At 70.6% G+C, this 24,785-nt stretch carries 24 protein-coding genes and 1 pseudogene; 8 read left to right on the forward strand and 17 right to left on the reverse strand.

The genetic code is table 11. The features are described 5' to 3' along the window. Positions 1-248: 248 nt before the first annotated feature. A complete protein-coding gene (locus ACIPYQ_RS28415; protein WP_401256502.1) occupies positions 249-830 on the forward strand; it encodes a TerD family protein in 582 nt (193 codons plus the stop codon). Positions 831-1,061: 231 nt separating this feature from the next. Here the strand turns inward: ACIPYQ_RS28415 and ACIPYQ_RS28420 are convergent, their stop codons facing one another. Continuing rightward, positions 1,062-1,799 carry an SDR family oxidoreductase gene (locus tag ACIPYQ_RS28420; RefSeq protein WP_401256504.1) on the reverse strand — a complete coding sequence of 246 codons (738 nt, stop codon included), beginning with the start codon at positions 1,797-1,799 and terminating at the stop codon, positions 1,062-1,064. Between the two features lie 92 nt (positions 1,800-1,891). On the opposite strand from ACIPYQ_RS28420, the gene ACIPYQ_RS28425 reads away from it, so the two are divergent. Then, on the forward strand, positions 1,892-2,755 hold the full coding sequence (locus tag ACIPYQ_RS28425) for a LysR family transcriptional regulator (protein ID WP_401256506.1): 864 nt from the start codon (positions 1,892-1,894) through the stop codon (positions 2,753-2,755). A gap of 180 nt (positions 2,756-2,935) precedes the next feature. Here ACIPYQ_RS28425 and ACIPYQ_RS28430 read toward each other — a convergent pair whose 3' ends face one another. Further along, entirely contained in the window at positions 2,936-3,922 is a 987-nt protein-coding gene (locus tag ACIPYQ_RS28430; RefSeq protein ID WP_401256508.1) for an aldo/keto reductase, read from the reverse strand. 173 nt (positions 3,923-4,095) lie between these two features. Here ACIPYQ_RS28430 and ACIPYQ_RS28435 point away from each other — a divergent pair, with 173 nt between their 5' ends. After that, a complete protein-coding gene (locus tag ACIPYQ_RS28435) occupies positions 4,096-4,914 on the forward strand; it encodes a helix-turn-helix transcriptional regulator (protein ID WP_401256510.1) in 819 nt (272 codons plus the stop codon). A gap of 126 nt (positions 4,915-5,040) precedes the next feature. Here the strand turns inward: ACIPYQ_RS28435 and ACIPYQ_RS28440 are convergent. After that, positions 5,041-5,324 (reverse strand): annotated as a pseudogene (locus tag ACIPYQ_RS28440) (Tn3 family transposase); the annotation flags it as partial. A gap of 280 nt (positions 5,325-5,604) precedes the next feature. Here ACIPYQ_RS28440 and ACIPYQ_RS28445 point away from each other — a divergent pair. Next, complete coding sequence (locus ACIPYQ_RS28445) at positions 5,605-6,684, forward strand: TerC family protein (RefSeq protein ID WP_401256512.1); 1,080 nt, start codon at positions 5,605-5,607, stop codon at positions 6,682-6,684. A gap of 769 nt (positions 6,685-7,453) precedes the next feature. On the opposite strand, the gene ACIPYQ_RS28450 is transcribed toward ACIPYQ_RS28445, so the two are convergent. Together ACIPYQ_RS28450 and ACIPYQ_RS28455 are read right to left on the reverse strand one after the other, a co-directional pair. Further along, complete coding sequence (locus ACIPYQ_RS28450) at positions 7,454-8,791, reverse strand: class I SAM-dependent RNA methyltransferase (RefSeq protein ID WP_401256514.1); 1,338 nt, start codon at positions 8,789-8,791, stop codon at positions 7,454-7,456. 92 nt (positions 8,792-8,883) lie between these two features. Then, the gene (locus tag ACIPYQ_RS28455; RefSeq protein ID WP_401256516.1) at positions 8,884-10,938 is read right to left on the reverse strand and encodes an APC family permease; all 2,055 of its coding nucleotides are present in this window, start codon (positions 10,936-10,938) and stop codon (positions 8,884-8,886) included. 243 nt (positions 10,939-11,181) lie between these two features. On the opposite strand from ACIPYQ_RS28455, the gene ACIPYQ_RS28460 reads away from it, so the two are divergent. Both ACIPYQ_RS28460 and ACIPYQ_RS28465 read left to right on the forward strand, forming a co-directional pair. Beyond that, positions 11,182-11,850, forward strand: a complete 669-nt coding sequence (locus ACIPYQ_RS28460; RefSeq protein ID WP_361767901.1) for a TrkA family potassium uptake protein — start codon at positions 11,182-11,184, stop codon at positions 11,848-11,850. Beyond that, complete coding sequence (locus ACIPYQ_RS28465; RefSeq protein ID WP_361767904.1) at positions 11,847-12,509, forward strand: TrkA family potassium uptake protein; 663 nt, start codon at positions 11,847-11,849, stop codon at positions 12,507-12,509. Before ACIPYQ_RS28460 ends, ACIPYQ_RS28465 begins: the two co-directional genes overlap by 4 nt. Before the next feature lie 181 nt (positions 12,510-12,690). Here the strand turns inward: ACIPYQ_RS28465 and ACIPYQ_RS28470 are convergent, their stop codons facing one another. The 7 genes from ACIPYQ_RS28470 to ACIPYQ_RS28500 form a co-directional block, all read right to left on the reverse strand. After that, positions 12,691-13,416, reverse strand: coding sequence for a DUF3159 domain-containing protein (locus tag ACIPYQ_RS28470; RefSeq protein ID WP_361770634.1), 726 nt, complete (start codon positions 13,414-13,416; stop codon positions 12,691-12,693). A 3-nt stretch (positions 13,417-13,419) separates the two neighbouring features. After that, entirely contained in the window at positions 13,420-13,839 is a 420-nt protein-coding gene (locus tag ACIPYQ_RS28475) for an OB-fold nucleic acid binding domain-containing protein (protein ID WP_078892815.1), read from the reverse strand. A 25-nt stretch (positions 13,840-13,864) separates the two neighbouring features. Next, entirely contained in the window at positions 13,865-14,551 is a 687-nt protein-coding gene (locus ACIPYQ_RS28480; protein WP_361770636.1) for a response regulator, read from the reverse strand. Beyond that, positions 14,548-17,145 (reverse strand): ATP-binding protein, encoded by a 2,598-nt coding sequence (locus ACIPYQ_RS28485; RefSeq protein WP_401256520.1) that lies wholly within the window; start codon positions 17,143-17,145, stop codon positions 14,548-14,550. The genes ACIPYQ_RS28480 and ACIPYQ_RS28485 overlap by 4 nt, the downstream gene beginning before the upstream one ends. A 238-nt stretch (positions 17,146-17,383) precedes the next feature. Next, the gene (locus ACIPYQ_RS28490) at positions 17,384-18,169 is read right to left on the reverse strand and encodes a DUF3710 domain-containing protein (RefSeq protein WP_361770640.1); all 786 of its coding nucleotides are present in this window, start codon (positions 18,167-18,169) and stop codon (positions 17,384-17,386) included. A 1-nt stretch (position 18,170) separates the two neighbouring features. After that, the gene (gene dut, locus ACIPYQ_RS28495) at positions 18,171-18,716 is read right to left on the reverse strand and encodes a dUTP diphosphatase (RefSeq protein ID WP_361770642.1); all 546 of its coding nucleotides are present in this window, start codon (positions 18,714-18,716) and stop codon (positions 18,171-18,173) included. After that, positions 18,716-19,300 (reverse strand): PaaI family thioesterase, encoded by a 585-nt coding sequence (locus tag ACIPYQ_RS28500; RefSeq protein WP_401256522.1) that lies wholly within the window; start codon positions 19,298-19,300, stop codon positions 18,716-18,718. Before ACIPYQ_RS28500 ends, dut begins: the two co-directional genes overlap by 1 nt. A 58-nt stretch (positions 19,301-19,358) precedes the next feature. Here ACIPYQ_RS28500 and ACIPYQ_RS28505 point away from each other — a divergent pair, with 58 nt between their 5' ends. Then, positions 19,359-19,832: a DUF3093 domain-containing protein gene (locus tag ACIPYQ_RS28505; RefSeq protein WP_361770646.1), complete on the forward strand. Its 474-nt coding sequence runs from the start codon at positions 19,359-19,361 to the stop codon at positions 19,830-19,832. Positions 19,833-19,861: 29 nt separating this feature from the next. Here the strand turns inward: ACIPYQ_RS28505 and ACIPYQ_RS28510 are convergent, their stop codons facing one another. The 4 genes from ACIPYQ_RS28510 to ACIPYQ_RS28525 all read right to left on the reverse strand — a co-directional run bounded on the left by ACIPYQ_RS28510 (position 19,862) and on the right by ACIPYQ_RS28525 (position 23,386). After that, positions 19,862-20,794, reverse strand: coding sequence for a hypothetical protein (locus tag ACIPYQ_RS28510; protein WP_401256525.1), 933 nt, complete (start codon positions 20,792-20,794; stop codon positions 19,862-19,864). Between the two features lie 12 nt (positions 20,795-20,806). Then, positions 20,807-21,103: a DUF4193 domain-containing protein gene (locus ACIPYQ_RS28515; RefSeq protein WP_030036261.1), complete on the reverse strand. Its 297-nt coding sequence runs from the start codon at positions 21,101-21,103 to the stop codon at positions 20,807-20,809. 382 nt (positions 21,104-21,485) lie between these two features. After that, complete coding sequence (locus ACIPYQ_RS28520; protein WP_361770650.1) at positions 21,486-22,727, reverse strand: HAMP domain-containing sensor histidine kinase; 1,242 nt, start codon at positions 22,725-22,727, stop codon at positions 21,486-21,488. A 5-nt stretch (positions 22,728-22,732) separates the two neighbouring features. Then, positions 22,733-23,386, reverse strand: coding sequence for a response regulator transcription factor (locus tag ACIPYQ_RS28525; protein ID WP_030008767.1), 654 nt, complete (start codon positions 23,384-23,386; stop codon positions 22,733-22,735). 245 nt (positions 23,387-23,631) lie between these two features. On the opposite strand from ACIPYQ_RS28525, the gene ACIPYQ_RS28530 reads away from it, so the two are divergent. Beyond that, a complete protein-coding gene (locus tag ACIPYQ_RS28530) occupies positions 23,632-23,811 on the forward strand; it encodes a hypothetical protein (RefSeq protein WP_319728675.1) in 180 nt (59 codons plus the stop codon). Between the two features lie 163 nt (positions 23,812-23,974). Here ACIPYQ_RS28530 and ACIPYQ_RS28535 read toward each other — a convergent pair whose 3' ends face one another. Further along, positions 23,975-24,778: an inositol monophosphatase family protein gene (locus ACIPYQ_RS28535; protein WP_401256528.1), complete on the reverse strand. Its 804-nt coding sequence runs from the start codon at positions 24,776-24,778 to the stop codon at positions 23,975-23,977. Positions 24,779-24,785: the final 7 nt, after the last annotated feature.

Here is a 24,785-nt window from a genome sequence, read left to right on the forward strand (position 1 = left end):
CCCCCACCTCCCGACAAGGCCACACCCGTGTCACTCGATCCGGGGATCCTCTTCGGCAGGAGGGCCCGCCCGGAACCGCAGGACGGAGCCGAATTCCCCACACCAGGGCCCGGGACGACCGCGCAAGCCGTCCGGGAACGGGGCACGACGCACCCTGCCACCACTTTCTACAGTGTTGTAGATTCAGGTCGGTCGCGAAGGCGGCTGAGCGAAGGTGCTGTTCGACGGCCGATCACCAGGAGGACACGGTGGGAATCAATCTCAACAAGGGCCAGCAGATCAGCCTGGAGAAGGCCGGCGGGGGCACGCTGAGCGTGGTCCGCATGGGGCTGGGCTGGCAATCCGCCCCGCGCAAGGGCTTTCTCGCCCGCATGACCGCGCGCGAGATCGACCTCGACGCCTCGGCCGTACTTTTCGCGGGCCAGGATCCGGTGGACGTGGTGTTCTTCCAGCAGTTGGTCAGTAAGGACGGGTCGGTGCGCCACACCGGGGACAACCGCGTCGGCGGCGCCGGACAGGGCGGGGACGACGAGTCGATCCTGGTGGACCTCTCGCGGGTGCCCGTGCACGTCGACCAGATCGTCTTCACCGTCAACTCCTTCACCGGGCAGACCTTCACGGACGTGCAGAACGCCTTCTGCCGCCTCATCGACGAGACCAACGGCCAGGAGCTGGCCCGCTACACCCTCTCCGGCGGCGGCACATACACCGCTCAGGTCATGGCCAAAGTCCACCGATCCGGGCAGGGGTGGAACATGTCGGCGATCGGTGAGCCGGCCAACGGCCGAACGTTCCAAGACCTGTTGCCCGCCATCACTTCCCACCTGTGACCGGCCCAGGCGCAGCGGACGCGTGCAGGCCGGGGCTGCCGTGCAGGCCCGTCCCGACCTTTCGCTTACTCCAGGTGGAAAGCTGCCAAGCGGGGCAGTCGGCGAGTCCTTTCGTCGTGGTCATCGAAGCCGAAGTTCCAGGTGGGGTACAGCTCCCGGTAGCGGATGGCGGGTGGGTTCGCGGGGAGCTGATCACTGGTAGCCGAGACGTGTGCGTTGGCGGGTTCGTGATCACCAGGGGACGACGCCGTCGTCCTCGAAGAACGAACCGGTCGGGCCGCCGTCGGGCAGGGTGGCGAGCCGGATCGCCGTGGTCGCGCCCTGTTCAGGAGTGCGGGGCCCTTGGAAGCCTGTGAAGTCGGTCGCGACCAGGCCCGGGCAGGCTGCGTTGATCAGGATGTTCGTACCGGCGAACTGCCGCGCGTACTGCACGGTGAGGGCGTTGAGGAACGACTTCGACGGCGCGTAGGCCGCCATGATCGGGCCGATCTCGATGTCCGGGTCCGATTGCCGGGTCAGGGAGCCGACGCTGCTGGAGACGTTGACGATGCGTGGCGAGGCCGAGCGCCGCAGCAGTGGCAGCATCGCGTTGGTGACCCGGACGACACCCATGACGTTGGTATCCACGACCGTGCGGAGCACCTCCAGGTCGAGCGCGGTCGGGTCCTGCACCCACCCCGGGTCCATCTCGCCCGAGACGCCGGCATTGTTGACCAGGGCGTCCAGGCGCCCGGCCAGCCGTTCGATCAGTTCCGCAGCATCAGTGACGCTCTGGTCGTCGGTCACGTCCAGCGGTACCCCGAACGCGTCCACGCCGCCGGCGCGCAGCTTCCCGACGGCGGTTTCGCGTCGGGTGGCGTCGCGGGCTCCCACGCCCACGCGGTACCCGAGGCTGCCCAGCCCGGCCGCGATCTCGTACCCGATGCCCTTGTTCGCGCCGGTCACCAGCGCGATCATCGTTTCGCTCATGCTGATGATGTTGGCTCGCGGACGAGTGGCGCGGCCAACACCGATACGGTGTTCTGTCATACCTGCCAGGTATCACCGCGTATGCTGCGGCCGTGGACACCCTGGAGACCCGCGAGTTGAGGTACTTCGTGGCGGTCGCCGAGGAACTGCACTTCGGGCGCGCCGCCGAGCGCCTCGGCATGGCGCAGCCGCCGCTGTCGCGGGCGATCCAGCAGCTCGAACGGCGCCTCGGGGTCTGCCTGCTGCAGCGCAACCGCCGTGGTGTCCGCCTGACCGGTGCCGGAGAGGTGCTGTTGCACGAGGGCCGGGCGGCCCTCGACGCGACCGCTGCCGCTGCTCGCCGCACCCGGCGCGCCGGCGGTGCCGACAGCCCTGGCGGCTCCCGCGGTCGGCTGGTCCTTGCGGTGAAGGCCGCCGCGTCGCACGAACTGCTGCGGAAGCTTCTCGACGCCTACGCGGCCGAGCCCGGCAGTGCCGAGATCGAGGTGCTGCTGTGCGGTATGTGCGAGCAGGAGGAGTTGCTGCGCGACGGACGTGCTGATGTCGCGCTCATGCACGCGCCGTGGAACTCCCTCGCGGGGTTCGACAGCGAGGCACTGACGACCGAGGGACAGGTCGCCGTCCTGCCTGCCGGGCACCCGCTCGCCGCCCGCGAGACCTTGTCCCTGGCTGATGTCAGGGATGTCTCCGATCTGCCCCTCGCCCGCTGGCCCACCCACGGCACCTACGCACCCGGCCCGGGCCCCGAGATCCACAACCAGACGCAACTGGCTCAGTTGATCGCCCTCGGACGCACCGTGGCGGTCGTCCCCGACTCCGCCCGCTCCTGGCTGTGGGCCGAGCACACGGCCGTCCCCTTGACCGACGCACCTCCCGTCGTGACCCACATCGCCTGGCCCACGCACAGCCGCTCCCTCGCCCTGGCCGGCCTGGTCCGCACGGCCGCACGTCTATGACCAGGTCCTGCCCTCATCGGTAACCACCGCTTGGCCGAGCAGTGTGAAGTCTTGGCGGCAACGCGGCTTTCCGGTCCGTTCCTACTCGGACACCGAAATGTGGCGGCCGCCCGCCCGGCGTCGGCTGGGCGGGCGTCGCCGGCCGGGCGTGATCCGCTGGCGTGCTCTGTTCGTCCGGGTTCAGCGGTCGATGGCGGCCATGTTCGCCTCGTCGTGGCGCTCGCCCGCGGCGGGGGTGAGGTTGTTCAACCGCTCCAGCTGGGCCGGGGTGAACTCGACGCCGTCGGCGGCGGTGTTCTCCTCGACGCGTGCCACCCGCCGGGTGCCGGGGATGGGGGCGATGTCGTTGCCGCGGGTCAGCAGCCAGGCCAGCGCGGTCTGCGCGGGGGTGGCGCCGATCTCCGCGCCGATTGCCTGCACCTCGTCGACGATGGCCAGGTTGCGCTGGAAGTTCTCGCCGGTGAAGCGCGGGTTGGTCTTGCGCCAGTCATCGTCGGGGAAGTCGTCGACGCTGCGGATCTGCCCGGTCAGCAGGCCGTGCCCGAGCGGCGAGTAGGGGACGAAGCCGATGCCCAGTTCGCGAAGCAGCGGGAGGATCTCGTCCTCGACGTCGCGGGTCCACAGCGAGTACTCGGTCTGCAGGGCTGCGACCGGGTGCACGGCGTGGGCGCGGCGGATCGTTGCGGGGCTGGCCTCGGAGAGCCCGATGTGGCGGATCTTGCCCTCGGTGACGAGCTCGGCCAGTGCGCCGACGGTCTCCTCGATGGGCGTGTTCGGGTCGACGCGGTGCTGGTAGTACAGGTCGATGTGGTCGGTGCCAAGGCGCTTCAGGGAGCCCTCGACGGCGGCCTTCACGTTGGCGGCGGTGCTGTCGGTGACGCCCGGGGCCGGGCTGTCGCCGGAGTGGGAGACCAGTCCGAACTTGGTGGCCACGACGACCTGGTCGCGGCGGTCCTTGATGGCCTTGCCGACGACTTCTTCGCTGTGGAAGGGGCCGTAGATCTCGGCGGTGTCGATGTGTGTGACGCCTAGGTCGAGTGCCCGGTGGATGGTGCGGATCGACTCGCTGTCGTCGAGCCCTCCGCCGGTGGTGTAGATGCCGGCCATGGTCATGGCGCCCAGGCCGATGCGTGAGACGTCCAGCCCGCCCAGCGATACGTGCTTCATCCGATACTCCCTCTTCCTGATGGTGCGGTGTGCGGTGCAGCGGGCCCGCTATCCAGGCAACCACCCGCCTGCCTGCTGCGGAGGCCCGTACAGGGGCGCGTTCGTCCAGGGGTCCAGCAGTACCCCCCCTTTCGCTGCCCGGCAGGTCCACGGGCGCGCCGTACGGTGGATGCATGGACCGCAGCAGCGAGATCCGCGAGTTCCTGCGCACCCGCCGGGCCCGGATCACCCCCGAACAGGCCGGCCTCGCCCCCCACGTCGGGCCCCGCCGCGTTCCGGGGCTGCGCCGCGAGGAAGTCGCCCAGCTCGCCGGAGTCAGCGTCGACTACTACATCCGCCTGGAACGAGGCCGCGCCCAAGGCGTCTCCGAAGCCGTCCTGGACGCCGTCGCCCGCGCCCTGCACCTGGACGACACCGAACGCGCCCACCTCTTCGACCTCACCCAGCCCACCACCACTGCCCGGACCCGACGCAAGCGCCCTCTCGCCCCGCAACGAGTCCGCCCCGTCCTCTACCGGGCCCTGGACGCACTCAGTGTCCCCGCCATCGTCCAAGGCAGACGCCTGGACGTCCTGGCAGCCAACCCGCTCGGCTACGCCCTGTTCGCGGACTTCGCCTCCCGCCCGCACCGCGACCGGAACTTCGCCCGCTTCGTCTTCCTCGACCAGGCCTCCCTCAGCCTCTACACCGAATGGGAACGGGTGGCCCAGGACACGGTGGCCGCGCTGCGTCTGTACGCCGGACGCCACGCCGACGATCCGCAGCTCACCGAACTGATCGGCGAGCTGTCCCTGCACAGCGACACTTTCCGCCGGCTCTGGGCCGACGACTACGTCGTCCTCGCCACCGAAGACGACCCCGAACAGAGCCTCGCCATCTACACCCCCGAACCCGCTTCACCCTCCGCCGAAGCGCTCGGCATACTCGCCAGCTGGACCAGCACCACCACGGCCGCGCCCACACCGGAACAAACCCGCAATCCGCCCAGCTGACCTCACGTCGGGGCCACGGTTGCCTGGGGGGGTTACGCGGGCCGGGCACCATCGCCCGGACGGACAGGTCCAGATCAAGATCCGCCGGACCGCGGGCCACGCCTGGCCCGCGAACTCCTGCGGCCCCTACTCCTCGTCGTCCTCGTCCAGGCCGGCGGCGGCCGGATCGCGCAGGGGCCGCAATCCCCCACCGGACGGCTGGGGAGCCGCGGAAGGTATAGCGCCCGGCACGTTGAGGTTGGCGTGGCGCAGCGGGGAGAGGCGGGCGACGTCCTCATCCAGGACCTCGTGCTCGCGTTCCTCGGCCGGCAGGGCCCGCAGCTCCCTGACAGCGGCGTCCATGTACCGGGTCGTCCACAACACCACGCGTTCAGGACCAACCCGAGCGCGCCGAGCTGGTCCTCCTGACCCGTCCACAGCCGGAACACGTCCGACGCCCGCCGCGCGGCGCTGATCAGCTTCACCTGCATCAGCAGCGTGAACAGGTCCAACGTGTCATCGATCGCGAAATGGTGGGGTCGAGTCATCGCACACCTCCGCTTCCCATGCGGGACACACGCCAGGAGGTCCGGCGGCCCGAGACCTCGAGGCTCGGTGCCACACCGCCGCCGCGCCGCGTGGGGTGATATGCCGCAGACTGCTGTAAGGGGCCGGCACTTTTCGGCACCGGCCGCGGGGAGAGTGGCCGACGTGCTCGAAGTCCCGCTCTGGCTATGGGCAGCGTTCGCCGCGACGGTGGTCGTGTCGCTGGCGGTAGACCTGCTGTCCCACCGCACCGCGCACATCATCCGCTTCAAGGAGGCAGCCGCCTGGAGCGGCCTGTGGGTGAGCCTCGCCCTGATCTTCGGCGCGGTCGTCTTCCTCGTCCTCGGCACCACGGCCGGCACCGAGTACACGACCGCCTGGCTGCTGGAGAAGAGCCTGTCGGTCGACAACCTGTTCGTCTTCGCCGTGATCTTCGGCTACTTCAAAGTGCCCCGCGCCTACCAGCACCGCGTTCTGTTCTTCGGAGTCATCGGCGCCCTCGTCTTCCGCGGGATCTTCCTCTCCCTCGGCGTGGCCGTCGTCAGCCGCTTCACCGCGGTCCTGTTCGCCTTCGCCGCCGTTCTCTTCTACAGCACCTACAAGCTCCTCAAGGAAGAGGAGGACAGCTTCGACCCGGGCAACAGCTTCGCCGTGCGGCTGCTGCGAAGGATTATCCCCGTCCGGGACGAATACGCCGGAGCCAAGTTCTTCGTCAAGGAGGCGGGCAAGCGCGTGGCCACCCCGCTCCTCGCGGTGGTCGCCGCCATCGAAGCTGCCGACCTGATCTTCGCCGTCGACAGCGTCCCCGCCGTCCTCGCCGTCAGTGACGACGCCTTCATCGTCTACACCAGCAACGCCTTCGCGATCCTGGGCCTGCGCGCCCTGTACTTCATGCTCTCCGGCCTCCTGGACCGGTTCCACTACCTCAACGTGGGCCTCGCGGTCATCCTCTCCTTCATCGGCGTGAAGCTCATCCTTCAGGCGTCCCACAAGATGATCAACCCCGCGATTCCCGAGATCCCCTCCCCGGTCAGCCTGGCCGTCATCGCCGCCGTCCTCGCCGTATCCATCGCCTTCAGCCTGCGCCGGCCCGCCCCGCACACCGCCCAGGCAGCCGAGGCCTCCGACAGGGGAGAGCAGTCCGCAGCCCTCACAGACCCAGACACCGCCACCCCCGGAGGTGACCCGGGCCCTGAGTCTGAGCGGGCTCAGCGGCCCGATGACCCGCCGGGGCCGGCGTACTGACCCTGTGGCCGCACGTCGGCAGATCGCTGCCCCAGCCACTGCCCATACCACCGACTATTATTAAAAAATGGGCAAAAACGAGCATGGAACCGGGCCGCAAGGCGCACTTGCCTGCCCGGCCTGCAAGCACCCCGTCGACACCGTGATCAAACGACGGCACAAGACACTCGGGGTCTTCGTCCCCGTGTGGGAGCCGGGTCCGTGCCGCAATCCCGACTGCCCCGAATGCGCGGAATACACGGCGCACGCCCCGCGCCACCACTACCCGTAGGCCCCACCGCGGCCGAAGGCGGCCCGGAGCCCCGGCCCCCGACTCCACGCGGAGAGCCTGCCGCTCGGACCGGCCAAGGCCGAAGCCGAGGCGTGGATCGCCTGGGCCGAGGGCCACGTACAACGTCTGAATCCACTCAACGGTTCACCGCTGATGCCGGAAATCCCCGAGCCCCGGGCCGAGGACCTCAAGCCGTTCATGCAGGGCTTGAGCCCCTACGGACCCAGCTACTGAGCACCCACTCGAGCCCGGCTGCCGGCCGCGATGCCACACCTGGCAGCGCGCCCGCCGCCGCAACCAGCGACGGCGAAACGGACCGATGTTCTTCAAGTCTCCGCAAAGCCAGACCGCACAAACCGAGCTCAGCACCCGGCGCTACCTGCACGATCACAGCCCTGACGCTCCGTCAGAACAAGCGTCATTCGAGCGTCATTTCAGCGTCAAGATATCGCCCGTAACGCCCACAATGCGCATAACGCACACTGGGAAACCTGCAGGTCAGACGCCCTTTGCGATGGGTTCAAGGATCGCGACGCACTCGACGTGGTGGGTCATCGGGAAGAGGTCGAAGACGCGGAGGGTGCGGACGCGGTAGCCGGCCTCCTTGAAGTAGCCCAGGTCGCGGGCCAGGGCTGCCGGGTCGCAGGCCACGTAGGCGATGCGGCGGGCCGAGAGGCCCGCGATGTGGCGGACCGTGCCCTTGCCGGCGCCCGCGCGGGGCGGGTCCAGGACGACCAGGTCGCACTCCGTGATACCGGTCTTCGGGAGGATCTGGTCGACCTTGCCCTGCTCGATGCGGACCCGGGGGAAGTCCGCCAGGTTGTGCCGGGCGTCCTCGACCGCGCGCTTCGTCGACTCGATGCCGAGCACCGCGCCGGTCTCGCCGAGGCGTTCGGCCAGGGCGCCCGCGAAGATGCCGACGCCGCAGTACAGGTCGAGGGCCATCTCGCCCTTGCGCGGCATCAGGCCCTGCATGACGGCCTTGATGAGGGTGTCGGCGGCCTGCGGGTGGACCTGCCAGAAGCCGCCCATGCCCACGCGGTACGTACGGCCGTCCGCGCGCTCCCGTACGAAGGGGCGGCCGTGGACGCGGTGCACGCCGCCGTCCTTCTCCTCGACGCGGAGGACCGAGACCGGCTTGTCCAGCTCGACGAGCGGGAGGCGGCCGCCCGGGCGCGGGGTGAGGACGACCTGGCGGTCCTGGGAGCCGGTCGCCGCGATCGCCTCGACCGTGGCCATCTGCGGCCAGTCCTGCTGCTCGATGCCGAGCTCCGAGACGCCCGGGGCGGCGATCATGCAGTGGTCGATCAGTTCGATGTCGTGCGAGCGGTGCTTGCGCAGGCCCGCGTTGCCGTCCTCGTCGATGGCGAACTGCACGCGGGTGCGCCACTGCGGCACCTGACCGGCCGGCAGCTTGTCGCCCTCGGCCGGCATCACGGTGCCGTCCCAGCCGGCCTCCTCCGGGGTGAGCCCGGCGAGCCGCTTCAGCTGCTCGGCGACGACCTCGCCCTTGAGCCGGCGCTGTGCGCCCGGCTTGGCGTGCTGCCAGTCGCAGCCGCCGCACTTGCCGGGGCCGGCGTACGGGCACGGGGCCTCGACGCGGTCCTTGGAGGCGTCGAGCACGGTGATGGCGTCGGCGCGCAGGTAGCGGGAGTCGACGTCGCCCTCGGTGACCTTGGCGACGACCTTCTCACCGGGCAGGGTGTGGCGGACGAACAGGACACGGCCGTCCGCGGTGCGGGCGATGCAGTGCCCGCCGTGCGCGACGGGGCCGACCTCGACCTCGTACTCCTCCCCCACCAGTGACTGCTTCTCGTTCTGCTCGGCGCTCGTCATGGTGGGGAGACTCCAAAAACCTGAAACGGGGAACGGCCGGACGACCGACCCACCAGTTTACGTGGATCTCGTCCGGCCGTTCACCAACCCGGTCAGCCCTTCGAGGCGGGCTCCTTCGGCGGCCGCGGAGTGTCGACCGGGCCGCGGCGCACCGCACCCGGGGCGTTCCAGTCCTGGCGCTTCTTCGCCCGCTTCTTGGCGAGCTCCGAGGACTCCAGCTGGTAGGGCACCGAGGTGACCATCACACCGGGCGTGAAGAGCAGCCGGCCCTTCAGGCGCAGGGCGCTCTGGTTGTGCAGGAGGTGTTCGTACCAGCGTCCGACGACGTACTCCGGGATGTAGACGCTGACGGCGTCGCGCGGGTTCTCGCTGCGCAGGCCCTTCACGTATTCGACCACCGGGCGGGTGATCTCCCGGTACGGCGAGTCGAGGATCTTGAGCGGTACGTTGATCCCGCGCCGGTCCCACTCGTCGCGCAGCGCCTTGGTCTCGGCCGCGTCGACGCTGATGCTGAGCGCCTCCAGGGTGTCCGAGCGGGTCAGCTTGGCGAAGGCCAGGGCGCGCAGCGTGGGCTTGTGGACCTTGGAGACCAGGACGATCGAGTGGACCCGGGAGGGCCGCACGCTGTCGTCGCTGGGGCCCTCGGCGGCGGCGATCTCGGCAGAGACGCGGTCGTAGTGCTTCCGGATCGCGCTCATGGTGCCGTAGAAGATCACCATGCCCAGCAGGGCGACCCAGGCGCCGTGGGTGAACTTGGTGGCGAGGACGACGACGAGCACCATGCCGGTGAAGAAGGCGCCGAAGGTGTTGATGGCCCGGGAGCGGTGCATCCGGCGGCGTGCGGCGGTGTCGCGCTCCGTCTTCAGGTGGCGGTTCCAGTGCCGGACCATGCCGATCTGGCTCAGCGTGAAGGAGACGAACACGCCGACGATGTAGAGCTGGATCAGCTTGGTCGAGTCCGCGTCGTAGATCCAGACGAGCAGGATCGCGGCGCCGGCGAGGAGCACGATGCCGTTGGAGAAGGCGAGCCGGTCGCCGCGGGTGTGCAGCTGGCGCGGCAGGTAGCGGTCCTGGGCGAGGATCGAGCCGAGCAGCGGGAAGCCGTTGTACGCGGTGTTCGCGGCCAGGAACAGCACCAGCGCGGTGGCCGTCGCCAGCAGGATGAAGAGGAAGCTGCCGTCGCCGAAGACGGCCTCGGCGACCTGCGAGATCACCGGGTCCTGGACGTAGGTGGGGCCGACCGGGACGCCGTCGACCAGCAGGTCCTGGGCGGGGTTCTCGGCCATCCGCACGTCGGTGGCCATGGCCAGGCCGATGATCCCGCAGAACATGGTGACCGCCAGGCCGCCCATGAGGGCGAGGGTGGTCGCGGCGTTCTTGCTCTTGGGCTTGCGGAAGGCGGGAACGCCGTTGCTGATGGCCTCGACGCCGGTCAGTGCGGCACAGCCCGAGGAGAAGGCGCGCAGCAGCAGGAAGACCATGGCGAAGCCGGCCAGGCCCTTCTGTTCGGCTTCGATCTCGAAGTCGGCGGTCGGCGCCGACATGGTCTCGCCGAGGACGATGCCCTTCCAGGCGCCCCAGCCGATCATGACGAAGACCGCGGCGACGAAGACGTAAGTCGGGATCGCGAAGAGCTTGCCGGACTCCTTCACGCCGCGCAGGTTCATCAGCGTGAGCAGAAGGATCATGACGATCGCCGAGAGCACCTTGTGCTCGATGACGAAGTGCACGGCGGAGCCGAGGTTCTCGACTCCGGAGGAGATCGACACGGCGACGGTCAGGACGTAGTCGACGAGCAGGGCGCTCGCGACGGTCAGACCGGCCCTGGGTCCGAGGTTGGTGTTCGCCACCTCGTAGTCGCCGCCACCGCTCGGGTAGGCGTGGACGTTCTGGCGGTAGGAGGCCACGACGGTGAACATCAGCACGACGACCGCGAGCGCGATCCATGGGCTGTACTGGTACGCCGACACGCCCGCGATCGACAGGACCAGCAGGACCTCGCCAGGGGCATATGCCACGGAGGAGAGCGGGTCGGAGGCGAAGACGGGAAGGGCGATCCGCTTGGGCAGGAGGGTTTCTCCGAGGCGGTCGCTGCGTAGCGCCCGGCCGATCAGGATCCGTTTGGGCACGTCGGTCAGTTTGGACACGCAGAGGATCGTAAGCGTTCGAAATCAGCCTGACGAACCCGCACCCCGCCCTACACGATTCCGACGCATATACGCGGCGTATACGTCGTCCATACGTCGCCTATACGCCTGCGGGAGCGCGACCGAAGAGGTCCCATTGGTGACCGCCCGTGTGTAGCTTGGGCCATGGTCTGAGACCCTGTTAAACCAGAGCATGCAATGAGGCTGGGAACCAGCGAGTCGCTGACAGCCGGAAGGACGGCCGTGCACATCGTCATTATGGGCTGCGGAAGAGTGGGCTCCGCCCTCGCGCAAACCCTGGAACAGCAGGGGCATACGGTCGCCGTCGTCGACCAGGACCCCACCGCATTCCGCCGGCTGGGCGCCGGATTCGGCGGCCGCCGCGTCACCGGGGTCGGCTTCGACCAGGACACCCTGCGGGAGGCGGGAATCGAGGACGCGGGCGCCTTCGCCGCCGTCAGCAGTGGTGACAATTCCAACATCATCGCCGCCCGCGTGGCCCGGGAGATGTTCGGCGTCGAGAACGTCGCCGCCCGCATCTACGACCCCAAGCGCGCCGAGGTCTACCAGCGTCTCGGCATCCCCACCGTCGCCACCGTGCGGTGGACCGCCGACCAGATGCTGCGCCGGCTGCTGCCGTCGGGCGCCGAACCGCTGTGGCGCGACCCGAGCGGCGGTGTCCAGCTCGCCGAGGTGCACGCCTCGGCCGCCTGGATCGGGCACAAGGTCAGCAAGCTCCAGGAGGAGACCGGCGTCCGCGTGGCCTTCCTCACCCGCTTGGGCGAGGCCATGCTGCCCACGTCGGCGACCGTCCTCCAGGAGGGCGACCTCGTCCACGTGATGATGCGCACGGACGAGATCGACAAGGTCGAGGCGGCGTTCGCCGAAGGGCCTGAGGAGGCACACGCATGAGGGTCGCGATCGCCGGGGCAGGCGCGGTGGGCCGCTCCATCGCGGGCGAACTGCTGGAGAACGGCCACGAGGTGCTCCTGGTCGACAAGGCGCCGACCGCCATCTCGGTGGAGCGGGTGCCGCAGGCCGAGTGGCTGCTGGCCGACGCCTGCGAGATCACCTCGCTGGACGAGGCGGCGCTCCAGCGCTGCAACGTGGTCATCGCGGCGACCGGTGACGACAAGGTCAACCTCGTCGTCTCGCTGCTCGCCAAGACCGAGTACGGGGTGCCGCGCGTGGTGGCCCGTGTGAACAACCCGAAGAACGAGTGGCTCTTCAACGAGTCCTGGGGCGTCGACGTCGCGGTCTCCACGCCGCGCCTGATGTCGGCCCTGGTCGAGGAGGCCGTCAGCGTCGGCGACCTGGTGCGCCTGCTGCGCTTCAGCCACGGCGACGCCAACCTCGTCGAGCTGACCCTGCCGGCCGACTCCTCGGTCGCGGGCACCCAGATCAGCGAGATCAACTGGCCCGAGGACACCTCGCTGGTCACGATCATCCGCGGCAACCGGGTGCTCACCCCGCACGGGGAGGAGACCCTGGAGCCCGGCGACGAACTGCTGTTCGTGGCCGCCCAGGCCCGCGAGGAACAGCTGGAGGACCTCCTCCAGGCCCGCGGCTAGCCCTTGGCCCTGCGGGCACGCTCGACGACGAAGGGGGCGCGCCCTGCGGGGCGCGCCCCCTTCGGACTTCCCGCCCCGGCCCGACGCGGACGCGGGCTCACCCCCTGCGCCCGCAGCCAGCGACACGAAGGGGCGGGACCGGCCCCCAGGCCGGTCCCGCCCCTTCGTCGGCTGTGGGCCGTCAGGCCTTCGGCCCCTTGGCGGCGGCCTCCGCGGCCTCCTTCGCCTCCCACTCCGCGATCACGTCGATCGGCGGCGGCGCCTTCGCCAGGAAGACCCAGGTGAAGTACACGGCGAGCACCATCGGCGGCAGCTTGAGCGCGATCAGCACCCAGCCGAGCTGCGTCGCGTCGCCCCACCAGTACAGCGGGAAGAGGATCGCGTACTTGGCGAGGAAGATCAGCCCCCAGGCCAGGCTGGCCTTGGTGTACGCCTTCTTGCGCCCCGGGTTGCGCGTGCGCCAGGACAGGTTCTCCTTGAACACCGGGCCCAGGATCACGCCCAGCAGCGGGAAGCCCACGAGCGCGGAGAGGGTGAAGGCGACCCCGAGTCCGGCGCCGTAGATCATGCCCGGCAGGTAGAAGCCCTTCGGGCTGCCCGTGAACAGCGCGAAGGCCACGCCCACGCCCACGCCGAAGACCCCGCTGAAGGCGTGCTTCACGGTGTCCTTGCGCAGCAGCCGGACGATCACCAGGAGCACCGCGACGGCGCCCGCGGCGAAGGCGGACCACTTCAGGTCCTTGTTGATCGTGTAGATCATGACGAAGAGCAGCCCGGGGAGCATCGTCTCCACGGTGCCCCGGATGCCTCCGAAAGCGTCGAACAGCGCCGCCTGCGTGACCGCGCTCTGGTCCTCGGACGGCGTGGCGGCGGGTTCCGGGGTGGTCGGTTTGTCGAATGACGTCACCGGTCAGTGCTCCTGTCCGAGCGGTCGGAGTTCGTACTTCGGGTTGAAGAGCACCCGACGGCCATGACTCATCGAGATGCGCCCGGAGGCGATCATGCGCCGCCCCGGCTCGATTCCCACGATCGAGCGACGTCCGAGCCAGACCACGTCCAGGGCGGCGGAGCCGTCGAACAGCTCCGCCTCCAGTGCGGGGACGCCCGCCCGCGGCCGCAGGGTGACGGTACGCAGGGTTCCGGTCACCTTGACTATCTGCCGGTCGTGGCAGTCGCAGATCCGCGTGCACCCCGCGGCTTCTGCGTCCTCCTGCAGCTCCGCCGAATGCAGCTCCTCCTGCGAGGTGGACAGCCGCTCGATCATCCGGCGGAACCGGCCCGCCGGCCTGGCCGGCTTCGCGAGCTTCTCGGGACGCGGTTCAGCACTCATACAAGGAAGCCTACCGGCGCCCCCACTACCTCTCGAAGCGGTAGCCCATGCCCGGTTCGGTGATGAAGTGCCGGGGGTGCGAGGGGTCCGCCTCCAGCTTGCGCCGCAGTTGGGCCATGTAGACCCGCAGATAGTTGGTCTCGGTGCCGTACGAGGGCCCCCAGACCTCCTGGAGCAGTTGCTTCTGGCTGACCAGCTTGCCGCGGTTGCGGACCAGGACCTCCAGCAGGTGCCACTCGGTCGGCGTCAGCCGTACGTCGCGCCCCTCGCGCACCGCCTTCTTCGCGGCCAGGTCCACCGTGAAGCCCTCGGTCTCCACGATCACCTCGTCCTCGCCGGAGCCGGCCGCGGGTTCGGCGCGGCGGACGGCGGCGCGCAGCCGGGCCAGCAGCTCGTCCATGCCGAAGGGCTTGGTGACGTAGTCGTCGGCCCCCGCGTCCAGCGCCTCGACCTTCTCGTCGGAGGTGTGGCGGGCGGAGAGGACCAGGATCGGCACCCGCGTCCAGCCGCGCAGCCCCTTGATCACCTCGATGCCGTCCATGTCGGGCAGTCCGAGGTCCAGGACGACCACGTCGGGGTGACGGGCCGCCGCGAGCTCCAGTGCGCCGGCTCCGTCGGCGGCGGCGTCGACCTCGTACTTGCGTGCCTTCAGGTTGATCACAAGGGCTCGGACGATCTGCGGCTCGTCTTCCACCACGAGCACCCGGGTCATTGAGGTCCTGCCTTCTGTCGCGTCATCCGATCACTGTTGTGATCACGTTCCGTGTGTTCCATGGGTTCCGGCGGTCCTTCCGGCGGCGGGCCGGGAGACACCGCGCGCAGGGTGAGCACCATGGTCAGTCCGCCGCCGGGGGTGTCCTCGGCCGCCAGTGTGCCGTCCATGGCCTCGGCGAAGCCACGGGCGACCGCGAGCCCGAGGCCCACGCCGGACCCCCGTGGGGCGTCACCGTACCGCTGGAAGGGGGCGAAGATGCGGTCCCTGGCCTCCTCCGGCACCCCCGGCCCGCGGTCGACGACCCGTACCTCGACGCGGTCGCCGAGGCAGCTGGCGGCCACCAGCACCGGTTTCCCCGGCGGGCTGTACTTGACCGCGTTCTCCACGACGTTGGCCACGGACCGCTCCAGCAGCCCCGGGTCCACCGACACCATGGGCAGGGTCTCGGGCACGTCCAGCAGCACGCTGTCCTCCGGTACGCCGCCCAGCGCCATCGGGACCACCTCGTCGAGGTAGATCTCCCGGATGAGCGGGGTGACGGTCCCGGTCTGCAGCCGGGACATGTCGAGCAGGTTGCCCACCAGGTGGTCGAGGCGGTCGGCGCCGTCCTCGATGCCCTCCAGGAGCTCGGCCCGGTCCTCCTCGGACCATTCCACGTCGTCGGAGCGCAAGGAGCTCACGGACGCCTTGATGGAGGCCAGCGGCGTACGGAGGTCATGGCTCACGGCGGCCAGCAGCGCGGTCCGGATCCGGTTGCCCTCGGCCAGCCGGCGGGCCTCCTCCGCCTCTCCGACCAGCCGCTGGCGGTCCAGGACCACCGCCGCCTGGGCCGCGAAGGCGCCCAGCACCCGGCGGTCCTCGGCGGGCAGGACCCGCCCGGACAGGGCCAGCGCCATGTGGTCGCCGATGGGCATGTCCACATCGGCGTCCTCGGGCCGGTCCGCGGGGCTCGGGCCGACGCTGCCGGCCGGCTTCCAGGGCTCCACGTCGCTCGCCCGCTCCAGGAGGGCCACGGACTCCATGGCGAAGGTCTCGCGCACCCGCTCCAGCAGCGCGTCCAGCGTGGTCTCCCCGCGCAGCACGCTGCCGGCCAGGAAGGAGAGGATCTCGGACTCGGCGCGCAGCCGGGCCGCCTGGTGGGTGCGGCGCGCGGCGAGGTCCACCACGGACGCCACGGAGACGGCCACCCCGACGAAGACGGCGATGGCGACGATGTTCCGGGAGTCGGAGATGGTGAACCGGTGCAGCGGCGGGGCGAAGTAGTAGTTCAGCAGGAGCGAGCCGACGGCGGCGGAGGCGAGGGCCGGCCAGAGGCCGCCGAGCAGCGCCGCCGCGACCGTCAGGGCCAGGAAGAGCAGCATGTCGTTGGCGAGCCCGGGGTCCCACGCGGCGTGCGTCAGCAGCAGGCACAGCAGCGGCGGGAGGACCACGCCCACCACCCAGCCGGCGAGGATCCGGGTCCGTCCGAGCCGGGCCGCCGAGCGGACCACGGGCAGGCCGCGCCCCTTGGCGGCCTCCTCGTGCGTGACGATGTGGACGTCCAGGTCGGGCCCCGAGTCGCGGGCCACGCTCGCGCCGACGCCGGGGCCGAAGACGTACTGCCACGAGCGGCGGCGGCTGGAGCCGAGCACGATCTGGGTGGCGTTGACCCCGCGCGCGAATTCCAGCAGCGCGTCCGGGATGTCGTCGCCGATCACATGGTGAAACGTTCCGCCAAGATCCTCGACCAGCGTCCGCTGGACCGCGAGCTCCTTCGGCGAGGCCGCGGTCAGCCCGTCGCTGCGGGCGATGTAGACGGCCAGGATCTCGCTGCCCGAGCCCTTGGCCGCCATCCGTGAGGCGCGCCGGATCAGCGTGCGCCCCTCCGGCCCGCCGGTCAGCCCGACGACGATCCGCTCCCGCGCCTGCCAGGTCGAGCTGATGCCGTGCTCGCCCCGGTACTGCTGGAGGTACTCGTCCGCCCGGTCGGCCACCCACAGCAGCGCGAGCTCGCGCAGGGCCGTGAGGTTGCCGGGCCGGAAGTAGTTGGACAGGGCCGCGTCAACCTTCTCGGGTTTGTATATGTTCCCGTGGGCCATCCGCCGGCGCAGCGCCTGCGGGGACATGTCGACCAGCTCGATCTGGTCGGCCCGGCGGACCACCTCGTCGGGCACGGTCTCCCGCTGCCGCACCCCGGTGATCGACTCGACCACGTCCCCCAGGGACTCCAGGTGCTGGATGTTCACGGTGGACACGACGTCGATCCCGGCCCGCAGCAGCTCCTCGACGTCCTGCCAGCGCTTGGCGTTGCGGGAGCCGGGCACGTTGGTGTGCGCGAGCTCGTCCACGAGCGCGATGGCGGGCCGGCGGGCGAGGAGCGCGTCCACGTCCATCTCCGTGAAGGAGGCTCCGCGGTACGTGAGGGCCGTGCGCTCCACCTGTTCGAGACCGTGCAGCATGACCTCCGTACGCGGCCGCCCGTGGTGCTCGACGAAGCCGACTACGAGATCCGCGCCCCGCTCCACCCTGCGGTGGCCCTCGGAGAGCATCGCGTAGGTCTTGCCCACACCGGGTGCCGCGCCGAGATAGATCCTGAGCTTGCCGCGTCCCATGCGCCCATTCTCGGGGACGTCCGCACCGTCCACGCACCGATGACCACCCGGGCGCAGATCCCTGACGGATCTCTGACGCCCCGCGCGGATCCCCCGCGGGGCGGCCGGAACCGGGCGGAGCGGAGGCGGGGCACGGGCCGTCCGGGCGTGCGGAAGCCGGTGGGCCCCACCCCGGAGGAGTGGGGCCCACCGGCCGAAAACATGCGACGGCCCCCTGTGCGCGCGGGGCCGTCCGGGGTCAGCGGACCTCGGTGATCTCCGGGCCGCGCTCCAGCTGGCCCATGCCGCCGCCGAAGCGGGAGCCTTCCTGCTCCTCCGTCTGCACGCCGTCCGGCACCATCTGGGCGTCGTTCGGCAGCTTCAGGACGATCGGGTCGCGGGGGGCCATCGGGCCGTCGCCGCGGACGACGACGGTGTCCCGGAAGATCTGCTCCAGCACGCCCGCCGACTCGGGGCGCACCGCGCCCTGGCCGGAGATGACGCCGCGCAGGAACCAGCGCGGGCCGTCGACGCCGACGAAGCGGACCAGCTGTGCGCCGGTCTGCCCGTCCGGGAGCGGTACGGGCACCTGTGCGCGCAGCTCCCAGCCCAGCGAACCCTGGGCCTCGTCGATGATGCCGCCCTGCTGGGTGATGCCCGCGGCGATCTCCTCGCGGACCTCGCCCCAGATGCCTTCCTTCTTGGGCGCGGCGAAGGCCTGCAGCTGCACGGCGCTGTCGCCCAGGACCACGGTCGCGGCCACGATCGCGTCACCCGCGACCTCGACGCGCAGTTCCATGCCCTCGACACCGGGTACGAGGATGCCGCCCAGGTCGACCCGGCCGTCGGCCGGGTTCCCGAGTACCTCGGAGACGTCCCAGGGGCCGTCGGGCCGCGGGGCGGGAGGCAGGTTCACCCGGCGCGGTGTGGCGGCGCCGTCCTGCTCGCCCGCGTCGTCCGGCTCACCGGAGCCGACGCCGTCTACGACCTGCTCGGCCGCGCCGCCGTCCTGGGCGGAGTCGTTCTTCTTGCGACGTCCGAACACGTCACTGTCCTTCCCGGTCGGTTACGACCGAAGCGTAGCCATTCCCACCCTGCTGACCAGCCCCGGATCCGGCCACGGCCGCATGACCGCCGGTGGAGCCGAAACCCCCCTCGGCCCGGGCCGAGCCGGGAAGTTCCGCCACCTCATGGAAGCGCACCTTCTCGACCCGCTGGACAACCAGCTGGGCAATGCGGTCGAAACGCTCGAACCGGACGCTCTCGCGAGGGTCGAGATTGACCACGATCACCTTGATCTCCCCACGGTACCCGGCATCCACCGTCCCCGGGGCATTCACGAGGGCGAGCCCGCAGCGTGCGGCCAGGCCGGACCTGGGGTGCACGAACGCCGCGTACCCGTCGGGCAGGGCGATGGACACTCCGGTGGGCAGCACGGTCCGCTCGCCGGGAGCCAGCTCCGCGGCCTGGGTCGTCACCAGGTCGCAGCCGGCGTCGCCGGGGTGACCGTACGCGGGAAGGGGGACCTCCGGGTCGACGCGGCGGATCAGCACGTCGACCGCATGGCGGGGTCCGTTGTGGTTCAGGGACATCAGGGGTTCACCTCGAAGGCGCGTGCGCGCCTGACCTGGTCCGGGTCGGCCATCGCCGCCCGGATCTCCTCGGGCCGTCCGTTGTCGATGAAGTGGTCGACCTTCACCTCGATGAAGAGGGCGTCGGCGCGCACGGCGACCGGGCCCTGCGGACCGCCTATCCGGCCGACGGCGGTGCAGTAGATCTTGCGCCCGGCGACGGCGGTGACCTCGGCCTCCAGGTACAGCACGGTGTCGACGGGCACGGGCCGTACGAAGTCGGTCTCCAGCCGCCCCGTCACCGCGATGACGCGCAGCAGCCAGTTCAGGGAGCCCAGGGTCTCGTCGAGCGCGGTGGCGAGCACCCCGCCGTGGGCGAGGCCCGGAGCGCCCTGGTGTGCGGGCTTGACGGTGAACTCGGCGGTGATGCGCACGCCCTCGCCCGCGCGGGCCTCCAGGTGGAGTCCGTGCGGCTGGCCCCCGCCGCAGCCGAAACAGTGCTCGTAGTGCGCACCGAGGAGCTCGCCGGGTGCCGGGGCATCGGGGTGCCGGACCGGTGCGGCGGCATCGGCCGGAGGCGTCAACGCTGTGTTTCGTCCACTCACAGCCGCAGACCTTACCCGCGCGGCTACCCACCGGTCGCCTCGTGGCAGGCTTGAGCTCATGCAGCTCTCCCCCGCGCACCATGACGAACGACTGACCGCCCCCCGCTTCTGGTGGGGCATCGCCGTGCTGACCGGCCTCGCGTGCGCGCTGATGCTGCTGCCGCTGGGCACGATGCCGCTGCTGGCCGGCCTGGTCGGGGGCACCGCGCTGACCGGGCTGCTGGTGAGCGCGTACGGCTCCGCGCGCGTGCGCGTGGTGAACGGGGCGCTGGCGGTCGGGGACGCCCGGATCCCGGTGGCCGCGCTGGGCGAGCCCGAGGTCCTGGACGCGGAGGAGTCGCGCGCCTGGCGCACGTACAAGGCGGACACCCGCGCCTTCATGCTGATGCGCAGCTACGTGCCGACCGCGGTGCGCGTCGAGATCACCGACCCGGCGGACCCGACCCCCTACGTCTACGTCTCCACCCGTGAGCCGGCGGCCCTGGTCGCCGCGATCCGGGCGGCCAAGGCGCAGGCCGTCCCGGCCGGATAGCGGCTGCGCGCTCGCGGCGGCGGCCGGCCTCAGTCGTGCGGGAAGGGATCCCGGCCCTCGAGTGCGGCCCTGGTGGCCTCGGGAAGGGGCTGTACGGGCTGCTCCAGGGGCGGCAGGGCGGGAAGGGCATCCCACGGCACGGACCGGCTCCGCAGGTCGCCACGGACCTTCTCGGCGACTTTGAGCGTGTCGCGGCGGTTCATGACCGCGCCGACGGCGGCGCCCACCATGAACGGCATGAGGTTCGGCAGGCTGCGGAACATCCGCTTCATGATCTGCTGGCGCAGTTCGCGCTTCATCTGCCCGCCGAGCGCCGCGTTCAGCGTCGTCGGCTTGGTCAGGTCGACCCCGCGCTCCTCCGTCCAGGCGGTCAGGTAGGCGTAGCTGCGCTGTGCGAGGCTGCCGGGCGCGCGGAGCCCGTACACCTCGTGGAGTTCCGCGATGAGCTTCAGCTCGATCGCCGCGACTCCGGTGATCTCCGCCGCCAGCTCCGCGGGCATCGCGGGCGGGACGGGCAGCATGGCCGCCGCGCCGATCCCCGCTCCCACGGTGGAGGTGGCGTTGGCGGCTCCCGAGATCAGCTTGTCGGCAAGCTGATCGGGGCCGAGGCCCGGGAACTGCGCGCGCAGGGTCGCGAGGTCCCGAACCGGAACGCGCGGTGCGTTCTCGATGACTCTCTCGGTGATGTACAGGACGGCGTCCCTGACACTTTCGCCGCCCTTGCGTACACCCTTCTTGACGGCTTGCAGCCGACGGGCCCCGGACCTGTGCCGGGCCCCCTCACCGGGCTCTGTGTCCGACGGCACCGCCGGGGCGGTGTCGGAGGGCACGGCGATCACTTCGCTGGCGGAGTCGCCGGGGGCTCCGGAACCCGTTTCCGGGTCCAGGGGTGCCGCCTGCGCCTCCGCCGGATCACCAGACTTCCGGAAGCGTCGCTTCCGAAAGGGTGTCGAGCCAGCCACGGCCGAGGCCTCTCAGTCGCAGTCGCGACAGATCGGCTGACCGTTCTTCTCACGCGCCAGCTGGCTGCGGTGGTGCACCAGGAAGCAGCTCATGCAGGTGAACTCATCGGCCTGCTTGGGCAGGACCCGGACGGCCAGCTCCTCATTGGAGAGGTCCGCACCGGGAAGCTCCAGGCTCTCGGCCGAGTCGAATTCGTCCATGTCCACGGACGAGGACGACTTCTCGTTACGTCGGGCCTTCAGCTCTTCAATGCTGTCGTTGTCGACGTCGTCGTCGGTCTTGCGCGGGGTGTCGTAGTCCGTTGCCATTGTTCGCTCTCCCCCTCTGGGTGTTAGCGGTGTCTCAGCGCACGTAACGCACGAGAGGCCGGACTTGTGCCCGACCTGAGGCGGAGATTTTGCCTCACATCAAGGTCTGTTACTCAATCGACACCCAGCCGCCCACCTGAAGGGGCGATTGGCTGGGATGACGACCGGGACCGTACACGGTCCGGGGGCCGTCTTGCACAAACGCCACCCCGTGTATTTCCCGCCATACGGGGGGCCGGAAACCCGGACTTCCCGGGCTTTCCGGCCGCCCCGGAGTCACTGAACGCACATGCACCGACACTCGCCACTGTGATCGATCACACAGCGGCAATTGCCTTCAGAGGGCAAGGATTCAGCCAACAGCGAACACGGGGTGTACTGCTCACAAAGGAAGAGTGACACGCATCACGAGGCCACCGCCTTCCCGGGGCATCGCCTGGATCCTTCCGCCGTGTGCGCGCGCCACGGAGCGCGCGATGGACAGACCGAGTCCGACACCCTTGTCACTGCCCGTTCGCTCCGTACGCAGCCGCCTGAACGGCTCGAAGAGGTTGTCCACCTCGTACGCGGGAACAACGGGACCCGTGTTCGATACCAGGAGGACCGCCTGACCGTGCTCGGCCTCGGTGGTGACCTCCACCCAGCCGTCCTCCGGCACGTTGTACCGGACGGCGTTCTGCACCAGGTTCAGGGCGATCCGCTCCAGCAGGACGCCGTTGCCCTGGACGACGGCCGGCGCGCGCTCGCCGCGGATCTCCACGCCCTTCGCCTCGGCCTCGCCCCGCACCTGGTCGACGGCGCGCGAGGCGACCTCCGCCAGGTCCACGGGCTTGCGCTCGACGATCTGGTTCTCGCTGCGGGCCAGCAGCAGCAGGCCTTCGACCAGCTGCTCGCTGCGCTCGTTGGTGGCGAGCAGGGTCTTGCCGAGCTGCTGGAGCTCGACCGGAGCCCCCGGATCGGAGAGGTGGACCTCCAGCAGGGTCCGGTTGATCGCGAGCGGGGTCCGCAGCTCGTGCGAGGCGTTGGCGACAAACCGCTGCTGGGCCGTGAAGGCCCGCTCCAGCCGGTCCAGCATCTCGTCGAAGGTGTCGGCGAGCTCCTTCAGCTCGTCGTCCGGCCCGTCCAGCTCGATCCGCCGGGTCAGGTCGGAGCCGACCACCCGGCGGGCGGTCCGGGTGATCTTGCCGAGCGGCGAGAGGACCCGGCCGGCCATCGCGTAGCCGAAGGCGAAGGCGATGATGCTCAGCCCCAGGAGAGCCATCAGCGACCGGCTCAGCAGGTCGTCCAGGGCGTGCCTGCGCTGTTCGAGGAGGCACTGGCCCGTCGCGACGTTGAACTGGTCGGGCGTCAGTTCGCCCACCAGGCCCGGGCAGGAACTGCTGGTGACCCTCACCTGGCCGCCGACGATCGTGAACGGCAGGGCGTTGCCCTGCCGCAGGGCCTGCGCCGCCAGCAGGTAGATGATCGACAGCAGCAGGATGCCCGCGATCAGGAACATCCCGCCGTAGAGCAGGGTGAGGCGTATCCGGATGGTCGGCCGCAGCCACGGGAAGGGACCCTCGGGCTGGCCGGGGTCCCATGTCGGTTTCGGTGGCGCCGCGGGTGGCGCCGGGGTGGTTGCCACGCGGGTCAGATCCGGTATCCGGAACCGGGCACGGTGACGATGACCGGCGGCTCGCCCAGCTTGCGCCGCAGGGTCATGACGGTCACTCGTACGACGTTGGTGAACGGGTCGGTGTTCTCGTCCCAGGCCTTCTCCAGCAGCTGCTCGGCGGAGACGACGGTCCCCTCGCTGCGCATGAGGACCTCCAGCACCGCGAACTCCTTCGGGGCCAGCTGCACCTCCTTGCCCTCCCGGAACACCTCGCGCCGGTTCGGGTCCAGCTTGATCCCGGCCCGCTCCAGTACGGGCGGCAGGGCCACGGTGGTGCGCCGGCCGAGCGCCCGCACGCGGGCGGTCAGCTCGGTGAAGGCGAAGGGCTTGGGCAGGTAGTCGTCCGCGCCGAGCTCCAGGCCCTCCACCCGGTCGCTGACGTCACCGGAGGCGGTCAGCATGAGCACGCGGGTGGGCATGCCGAGCTCGACGATCTTCCGGCACACGTCGTCGCCGTGCACGAGCGGGAGGTCCCGGTCCAGCACGACCACGTCGTAGTCGTTCACGCCGACCCGCTCCAGGGCGGCGGCGCCGTCGTACACGACGTCCACGGCCATGGCCTCCCGGCGCAGGCCGGTGGCCACCGCATCGGCGAGCAGCTGCTCGTCCTCGACGACGAGTACGCGCACGTCGTTTCCTTCCTCCGAGCCCAAAAGGGCACACGTGTATTGCGTCGTCCATCCTGCACGTTTCGGCCGTAAACCGGCTGTAAGGCGGCTCATGGAGGGGCTCTCGGGGCGGAAGTGAGGATTCCCTCGCTCCGAGAGGTTTCTGGGCCCAGGGTGTCGGGGAGGACGTCAACACACCCCATCCACTCCCTGACGGCGGACTTCAACGTGCCGCCGCCGACCCACGAAGAGGGGGCGAACCCATCATGGACGCATTCACCGCGGGTCTCCTGCAGCGCATCAGGTCCACGCAGTCGGACCTCATGCACGCCCGCGAGACGGGCGACGACTTCCTCGCGGAAGTGGAACAGGCGGAGCTGGAAGACCTCCAGCGGCTCGCCGCCGAGCACGGTGTCCCCGTCTCGGCCACCGTGCCCGCCTGCTGACCCCGGCCCGCCGACCCGACCCGACCCCGGCCGACCTGCCGATCCGGCACGTCACCGACCCCGGCTGATCCCGCACGTCACGAACCCCGGCCGCCCCCAAGGGCGGCCGGGGTTCGCGTGCTTCCGGCGGCCGGAGAGGACGCGGGACGCGTGCGGAAGGCGGTCAGTCGTGCCAGGCCCCGGACTCGTCCAGCAGCGGCTGCAGGGAGGCGAACACGGCGGGTGTGGCGGCCAGCGCCAGCTCCCCCGAGGCCCGCTCCCCCGGCCGGCCGCCCGTCACGGCCCCGGCCTCCCGCGCGATCAGGTCGCCGGCGGCCAGGTCCCAGGGGTTCAGCCCCCGCTCGTAGTACCCGTCCAGCCGCCCGGCGGCCACGTCGCACAGGTCCAGTGCCGCCGACCCGGCCCGGCGGATGTCCCGTACCAGCGGGATGATCCTGGCCGCGATCTCGGCCTGGCGGGCGCGCCGGGTCTGGACGTACGCGAAGCCCGTCGCGAGCAGCGCCTGGTCCAGCGGCGCCGCCGGCCGGCACGCGAGGCGCGCCGTGCCCAGCCAGGCCCCGCCGCCGAGCACCGCGTGGTACGTCTCCCCGCGCATCGGCGCCGCCACGACGCCCACCACGGTCTCGCCCCCGTACTCGGCGGCGATGGACACGCCCCAGCTCGGGAGCCCGTAGAGGTAGTTCACGGTGCCGTCCAGCGGGTCGACGACCCAGCGCACGCCGCTCGTCCCCGGGGTGTCTGCGCCCTCCTCGCCCAGCAGCCCGTCCTCGGGCCGCCGTTCGGCGAGGATGCCGGTGATCAGCTTCTCGGCGGCGATGTCCATCTCGGTCACCACGTCGATCGGGCTGGTCTTCGTCGCCGCCACCGAGAGATCGGCCGGCCGGCCGTCGCGCAGCAGGGCCCCGGCCTGCCGGGCGGCCTCCAGGCCCACGTCCAGCAGTTCGGCCTTCAGCTCGTCAGAGATCACGGTCCCA

This window comes from Streptomyces sp. NPDC090045, from assembly GCF_044747975.1.
Classification (GTDB): Bacteria; Actinomycetota; Actinomycetes; order Streptomycetales; family Streptomycetaceae; genus Streptomyces.

What these genes read in the sequence shown, in the direction of transcription:
- ACIPYQ_RS28480 (WP_361770636.1), bottom strand. Translation starts at nt 14,551, where the DNA reads ATGACCCGGGTGCTCGTGGTGGAAGACGAGCCGCAGATCGTCCGAGCC.
- ACIPYQ_RS28435 (WP_401256510.1), top strand. Translation starts at nt 4,096, where the DNA reads ATGGACCGCAGCAGCGAGATCCGCGAGTTCCTGCGCACCCGCCGGGCC.
- ACIPYQ_RS28475 (WP_078892815.1), bottom strand. Translation starts at nt 13,839, where the DNA reads ATGAGTGCTGAACCGCGTCCCGAGAAGCTCGCGAAGCCGGCCAGGCCG.
- ACIPYQ_RS28530 (WP_319728675.1), top strand. Translation starts at nt 23,632, where the DNA reads ATGGACGCATTCACCGCGGGTCTCCTGCAGCGCATCAGGTCCACGCAG.
- dut (WP_361770642.1), bottom strand. Translation starts at nt 18,716, where the DNA reads ATGTCCCTGAACCACAACGGACCCCGCCATGCGGTCGACGTGCTGATC.
- ACIPYQ_RS28485 (WP_401256520.1), bottom strand. Translation starts at nt 17,145, where the DNA reads ATGGGACGCGGCAAGCTCAGGATCTATCTCGGCGCGGCACCCGGTGTG.
- ACIPYQ_RS28465 (WP_361767904.1), top strand. Translation starts at nt 11,847, where the DNA reads ATGAGGGTCGCGATCGCCGGGGCAGGCGCGGTGGGCCGCTCCATCGCG.
- ACIPYQ_RS28505 (WP_361770646.1), top strand. Translation starts at nt 19,359, where the DNA reads ATGCAGCTCTCCCCCGCGCACCATGACGAACGACTGACCGCCCCCCGC.
- ACIPYQ_RS28515 (WP_030036261.1), bottom strand. Translation starts at nt 21,103, where the DNA reads ATGGCAACGGACTACGACACCCCGCGCAAGACCGACGACGACGTCGAC.
- ACIPYQ_RS28450 (WP_401256514.1), bottom strand. Translation starts at nt 8,791, where the DNA reads ATGACGAGCGCCGAGCAGAACGAGAAGCAGTCACTGGTGGGGGAGGAG.
- ACIPYQ_RS28420 (WP_401256504.1), bottom strand. Translation starts at nt 1,799, where the DNA reads ATGAGCGAAACGATGATCGCGCTGGTGACCGGCGCGAACAAGGGCATC.
- ACIPYQ_RS28430 (WP_401256508.1), bottom strand. Translation starts at nt 3,922, where the DNA reads ATGAAGCACGTATCGCTGGGCGGGCTGGACGTCTCACGCATCGGCCTG.